This window comes from Collinsella sp. AF04-24, assembly GCF_003465685.1.
Classification (GTDB): Bacteria; Actinomycetota; Coriobacteriia; order Coriobacteriales; family Coriobacteriaceae; genus Collinsella; species Collinsella aerofaciens_AP.
The window spans coordinates 1-4,066 of the sequence record NZ_QSBK01000037.1 but is presented as its reverse complement, the minus strand read 5'-3'; the positions used below and the strand labels follow the sequence as shown (position 1 = coordinate 4,066).

Annotated in this window: 4 protein-coding genes and 1 pseudogene; all 5 read left to right on the top strand. The window is 56.5% G+C overall.

The window, feature by feature from the left end:
- Positions 1-183 precede the first annotated feature (183 nt).
- Positions 184-672, top strand: a complete 489-nt coding sequence (locus DWV32_RS09885) for a hypothetical protein (protein ID WP_117648566.1) — start codon at positions 184-186, stop codon at positions 670-672.
- A 38-nt stretch (positions 673-710) separates the two neighbouring features.
- Positions 711-1,478 (top strand): GntR family transcriptional regulator, encoded by a 768-nt coding sequence (locus tag DWV32_RS09880; protein ID WP_117758028.1) that lies wholly within the window; start codon positions 711-713, stop codon positions 1,476-1,478.
- Positions 1,463-2,176, top strand: a complete 714-nt coding sequence (locus DWV32_RS09875) for a GntR family transcriptional regulator (protein ID WP_117638248.1) — start codon at positions 1,463-1,465, stop codon at positions 2,174-2,176. The genes DWV32_RS09880 and DWV32_RS09875 overlap by 16 nt, the downstream gene beginning before the upstream one ends.
- Before the next feature lie 194 nt (positions 2,177-2,370).
- A complete protein-coding gene (locus tag DWV32_RS09870; protein WP_117758027.1) occupies positions 2,371-3,486 on the top strand; it encodes an SIS domain-containing protein in 1,116 nt (371 codons plus the stop codon).
- 60 nt (positions 3,487-3,546) lie between these two features.
- Positions 3,547-4,066, top strand: a pseudogene (locus DWV32_RS09865) (SIS domain-containing protein); the annotation flags it as partial.

The following is a 4,066-nucleotide window of genomic DNA, read 5'->3' as shown; positions in this document are numbered from 1 at the left end:
GCGTGCTTTGTTTTGAGAAGTTCGCGGAGCCCACTTCTCAAAACAAAGTATGCCTCCCCGGCCCTCGCCCGTATTACCCCGCTGGGCGAGCCATAGACGCCGCGTACCGATAGGGTGAGGTGGCGGCTTGAAATTGGTGCTATATTCGGCGTGAGTTGTTTAATACTAGTAGGAGAGGCTGATATGGGGCTGTTCAAGAAGAAAAACCCGCAGGATGCCTTTGATCCCGATGTGTTTACCATCACGGATACGATTTTGGACCCGCCGCGGTTTACGTTTTTGCCGGCTATCTACCAGGATGCCACGCGTCGCAAGTGGGCCGTGCATCAGCGTGGTGCAGAGCCTAAGATTTTTGACTATGCGGACGTGTTGCAGTGCGAAGTAGCCGAGGCGGGCGATCCGGAGGCCGAGGAAGTGACTTCAAAACAGGAATTTGCCCAGCGTATCCTGGCAAATCCTGCCAAGGCGGCGAAAATAAACGCTGCCAAGCGTAATATGTGTCTTGGTATGGGCGTTGTTGTGGCGGTTCAGACGGGAAAAGACGAGGTTTCCAAATTAGAGATTCCCGTTATGACCGACGAAGTTAAACGCGATTCAAGTCTATATAAGTCGTATCGGAATGTCGCCGAGAAGATCAAGGCCGAATTTGATGCCATGGGAGGGCTGGCCTAATTTTGGCGGCATACGTTTCTGAATGAGGAGTCTGTGCAATGGCAGGCGAATCTTATGCAATTCCCCCCAAAGATCGTGCTGTTGAGGGAATTCTTTGGTATATCCAGCACCATCAGCTTGTCGGCGGCGATCGCCTGCCGGCCGAGCGCGTGCTGTGCGAAGAGATTGGCGTTTCGCGTACGGCGTTGCGCGCCGGTATCACGCGGCTCATCTCGTGTGGAACGCTCGAGAGCCGTCACGGATCGGGTACGTATGTGTGTCCTCCCAAACCGCTCAATATCTTCCAGGAAACGTATAACTTTTCCGATGCCGTGCGGACTGCCGGCCTGCACCCCTCTTCTCGTCTGGTTTCCACCGGGACTATCGAGGCGGATGAGGCGCTTGCCGACAAGCTTGGGGTGGCTGTAGGCGCTCCTTTGCTCCGCATGCAGCGCGTTCGACTTATTGAGGGAGAGCCGGCGTCAATCGAGACGGCTCACGTTAACCTGTCCCTGTGCCCCGCGCTTCCCGATCACGATTTTGAGTGTGAGAGCCTTTACGATGTCTTGCTCAAAGAAGGTGGCGTGCGCGTAGAGCATGGACGTGAGCATATCTCCATCTCGCGTTTGAACGCCGAAGAGGCCGAGTTGCTCCAGCAAGAAGAGGGAACGCCGGTGTTCTATGAGAGCACGATTGAATTTGATAGGGACATGCGTTTTGTGGAGCATTGCAAATCGGTGATTTTACCCACAAAGTTCCGCTTTGCCGATAACGGCGAAAAGAACGGCATGAGGAGCGTGGCAGGTGAACAATGGCTGAAACAGTAGATGCCACCCCGGTTTATATGCGCATTCGACGCCGCATCGAGGAGCGTATCGAACGCGGTATATATCCCACGGGTTCCATGATTCCGTCCGAAAAAGACCTCGCCGAGGAATTTGGTACGACGCGCTTGACCATCCGAAGCGCTGTCGATGAGCTGGTTCGGCGTGGGCAGATTCGACGCGTCCGCGGAAAGGGCGCGTTTGTGGCACAGAAAGTGCCCGTTGCCTACGAGCGAACGGGAGGCTTTCGCGAATCGGTTCGTGCTTCGGGCGGCGAGCCGTCCGTCCGCATCCTCGCGCGTTCCAAGCGTTATGCGGGCCCATATTATGCCAACCTGTTTGGCATTGCCGAGGACGATTTACTGTATTCGATTCGGCGTTTGAACTGCGTCAACGGCGATCCCGTATCGATTGAGATGGCGTTCATCCCGTGCCTGCTGTTTCCCACAATCGAAGATATTGACGTGTCGGTCTTTAGTTTGTACGAGACCTATGAGATGTTGGGCCGAAAGCCGGTCATGGCACAGGAAAAGCTCGATATCGAAGCGCTGGGCGCGCGAGATGCCGGCCTGCTTGGACTGGAGCAGGGCGATCTTGCCTTGACGCTTGAGTGCGTGAGCTTCGATGCGAGCGGCCAGGCGATCGAGTACGTCAAGTCGTTTAACCGCGGTGATGCGGGTGGATATACCTATACGTACTAGCTGGTTTTTTGCATAACGGGCTGAAAAACTGGCGGAATTTTGATTCGTTGAGCAGACTGCATATACAACCTTACATGGCTCAAAATCGACCGTTCGCCGATGGGGATAAATTAATCGACAAAGAGGTATCAAAAAGCCGTAACCTGTAACTGTGATTGGTATCAAATACTAATGATTTGTTACGAGGTGAGACGATGAAGATGCTCGATTACGTTCAGCTTGCCCATGTGCGTATGGGAGAGAACCTCGAGCGTTCGTCTGAGCTGGTAGCGCGGCTCGTTGATATTTTCCAGTCCGGTTCTTTTGACGCGCTGCGCATCGTTGCTTCGGGTTCGTCGCGCCATGCCGCCGATTGCGCCCGCGATTACCTGCAAGATACCCTGCAAATGCAGGTGTCCGTTGTGATGCCCGAGGCCTTCGTCGATTTTGAACACACCTATCCGCAGCATGCGCTCAACATTGCCGTTTCGCAGAGCGGCTATTCGACCAATACGATCGCGGCTCTTGATTACATGCGCGCGCACGATATGGCTGCAGTTGCGCTCACGGCAAACGTCGAGGCACCCATCAAGGAACACGCTGACATCGCTCTTGACTACGGTGTGGGTGTCGAGTCGGTGGACTTTGTGACTCTGGGCGTCGAGGTTCTTGTTGAGTATCTGGTGCTCTTTGGTATTTACGGCGGTCAGGCGCGCGGATCGATTGACGCCAAGGGCGTCACCCAGCGTCTTAACGACCTGCGCGAGGCTATCCAGGCCAATGCCGTGATGTGCAAGACCGCCGAGGCGTATGTCCAAGACCACATGCTCGAGCTTTCTGAGCACATGCCCGCCATGGTTGTCGGCAACGGCCCCAACTATGGCGTTGCCGAAGAGGCGGCCCTCAAGCTGAGCGAGACCATCAAGATTCCTGCCATGCATCACGAGGGCGAGGAGTTCGTCCACGGTCCCGAGATGCAGATAGCCCCAGGCTACCTGGTGTTTATCGTCGACGACCCGCAGGGGTCGGAGCGTCTTGCGGATATCGCCGATGCGCTATCGAACGTTACGACAAAAACGGTGCTGCTCACAGCCCATCCCAGGGGTAGGGCTCACGAGGTTGCGGTGCCTCAGGTGGCTCCGCTGCTCAGCGCAATTCCCAATCTTGTGTTCTTCCAGACGATTGCGGCCATAATCGCCGAGCGTCTGAAGTCATGGGATGAGCACCCGTATCTCGATGCCGTCTCCAAACAGATGGAGGTCAAGGCAGAGGGCTACGAAGAGTCAGTCAATGCGCTTAAGGCCAAAGCGGCCGAGTGTTACGGAATGTAAGCGGGTTTTGATGCCCGTTGGCATGGGGGATGTGGAGACAACCCCAGAAAGGAGAGACAAATGAAGGAAACCGAGAAGATCGAGATCATGCATTTCGACCAGGAGGGCTACCTCGAGGACGGCAAGGCGCTCTACGAGACCGGCAAAAAGATGACCGCGCTCGCCGACAAGGTCGCCGACGAGGGCTACGACGCCGTGTTCCTGATGGGCGTCGGCGGCACCTGGGACGAGCTCATGCAGCTCGAGTACCTCATGAACAAGTTCGGCGACCGCGACCTCGAGGTCTACCTGATCCACGCCGCCGAGTGGAACGTCATGGGCCACAAGCGCATGACCGAGAAGTCCGTCGTGCTCACCGCCTCCGAGTCCGGCACCACCCCCGAGGTCCTCGAGGCCGTCAAGAAGATGAAGGAAAAGGGCATCCGTGTCTACGCCATGACCAAGCCCGAGGGCCCCATCGGCCAGGCTGTGGGTGCCGAGAACTGCGTCGCCATGGCTTCTGACCATGGTTCGGGCGGCTGCGAGAAGGGCTACTACCTCGCCGACTGCTTCGGCCTGCGCCTGCTCAACCGCCGCGGCT

What these genes read in the sequence shown, in the direction of transcription:
- DWV32_RS09880 (WP_117758028.1), top strand. Translation starts at nt 711, where the DNA reads ATGGCAGGCGAATCTTATGCAATTCCCCCCAAAGATCGTGCTGTTGAG.
- DWV32_RS09870 (WP_117758027.1), top strand. Translation starts at nt 2,371, where the DNA reads ATGAAGATGCTCGATTACGTTCAGCTTGCCCATGTGCGTATGGGAGAG.
- DWV32_RS09885 (WP_117648566.1), top strand. Translation starts at nt 184, where the DNA reads ATGGGGCTGTTCAAGAAGAAAAACCCGCAGGATGCCTTTGATCCCGAT.
- DWV32_RS09875 (WP_117638248.1), top strand. Translation starts at nt 1,463, where the DNA reads ATGGCTGAAACAGTAGATGCCACCCCGGTTTATATGCGCATTCGACGC.